Genomic DNA, 1809 nt, shown 5'->3' with positions numbered 1-1809 from the left:
GCTCGGCGAGTGCCTTGAGCATGCCGGTCAGGCGCAGGGTCTGGAGCTTGTCCAAGGTCGGATGGGGCAGCATGGTGGGATTCCTTGTGTTCAGTGGTAGTAGCCGGGGCCGCGCAGGTTGGCGTGGTCGTCCGGCAGCAGGGGCAGGTGCTGCTGGGCCAGCGGCAGGTTTTCCAGCCCCTGGCGCAGGATCGATTCGAGGCTCTTGTAGCTGCACGCGCCGAGGCTGAGGGCGCGTCGGCAGGCCAGCTCCAAGCGCACTTCGCCATGGGTCTTGCCCAGGCGCAGGATGCCCAGGCAGGCCCGGTAGCCTTGGGTTGGGTGGATGCGCCGTTCGAGGATGTGGCTGATCACGCCGGCGGTGTGCGGCCCGGTCTGCTCGGCCCAGCGGATCAACCGTTGCGGCGTCCACTCGGCATGCTCGCGATGGCTCTTGGGCATGTGCTCGGTCTGTGTGCTATGCCGGCCCTTGTGTGGCGAGCGCAGGTGGCTGGCCACCCGCTGGTTGGCGTGGAAGCACTCGACGGTGCGCGCCGTCAGCCGTACTTCCAGCTGTTTCTTCACCAACTGGTAGGGCACTGAGTAGTAATGCCCATCGACCTCGACGTGATAGTCGATATGCACGCGCGCCTTCTTCCACTCGGCATAGACGTAGGGCTGCTCCGGCAGTGGGCTCAGCGCTGGACGATCCAGGGCTTCGAAGGCCGAGTGCCGGGAGCCCGGCAGCTTGCGAAACGGTCGTCGGTTGAGCCGCTCCAGCAATAAGGCGATGGCGCTGTTGAGTTCGTCCAGGGAGAAGAACTGGCGGTTCCTCAGCGCGGCGAGGATCCAGCGCTCGACCACCTGCACGCCGACCTCAGCCTTAGCCTTGTCGCGCGGCTTACGCGCCCGCGCCGGCACCACCGCCACGCCATAGTGCTCGGCCAGATCGCGGTAGCTCGGGTTGATGTCCGGCTCGTAGCGATGGCTCTTACTCACCGCGCTTCGCAGGTTGTCCGGCACCACGATTTCCGGCACGCCGCCGAGAAAGGCGAAGCAGCGGACATGGGAGCCCAGCCAGTCCGGTAACTGCTGCGACCAAGTGGCTTCGGCGAAGGTGTAGCTGGACGCGCCAAGCACCGCGACGAACACCTGCGCCTGGCGGATCTCGCCGCTGTGGCGGTCGATCACCGGCACCGTCTGCCCGGCGTAGTCGACAAACAGCTTCTCACCGACGCGATGCTCCTGGCGCATCACCACGTCCAGCTTGCCCTGCCAGGCTCGGTAGTGCTCGCAGAACCAGCTGTACTGAAAGCCTTTCGGCTGGCTCAGGCGATACTCCTGCCAGAGCAGCGCCAAGGTCACGCCCGGCCGGCGTAGCTCGGCATGCACCCAAGACCAATCGGGCAATGGCCGTTGCTCGCTGGGCACCGCAGGGGGCGGTGGGAACAGTTGCTGCTCCAGCTCGGAATCGGACAACGAACAGGGCCAGGCTAGACCGCTGGCGGCAAAGCGGTTGAGGTAATCGCCGACAGTGACACGACCGATCTGCACGCTGACGGCAATCTGGCGAGCCGATAGCCCGACCTCGAACTTGAGACGAAGTACTTCGCGAATCTTACGCATGGATAAACGCTCCACGACGACCTCTCTGCTTCGAAAAAGAGGTCGATGGTAGTGAAGAAATCCTGCGTTACTGCCTGCCCGGTTGAGTGGCCGGATGACCGTGGAATCAGTGGTCGGATACGCGTGGAATGGGTGGCCGGATCACCGTGGAATCGGTGGTCAGATGCTTATGGAATGGGTGGCCAGATGACCGTGGAATCCGCA

Annotated in this window: 1 protein-coding gene; it reads right to left on the bottom strand. The window is 64.4% G+C overall.

All coding sequences use genetic code 11. From position 1 onward, the window contains the following. Window positions 1-90: 90 nt before the first annotated feature. A complete protein-coding gene (gene istA / locus WM94_RS26695) occupies window positions 91-1605 on the bottom strand; it encodes an IS21-like element ISPpu23 family transposase (protein WP_058167704.1) in 1515 nt (504 codons plus the stop codon). Window positions 1606-1809: the final 204 nt, after the last annotated feature.

It is taken from the genome of Pseudomonas sp. ABFPK (assembly GCF_001586765.1).
GTDB classification, from domain to species: Bacteria; Pseudomonadota; Gammaproteobacteria; order Pseudomonadales; family Pseudomonadaceae; genus Aquipseudomonas; species Aquipseudomonas asiatica.
This window is presented reverse-complemented; position numbering and strand designations above follow the sequence as displayed.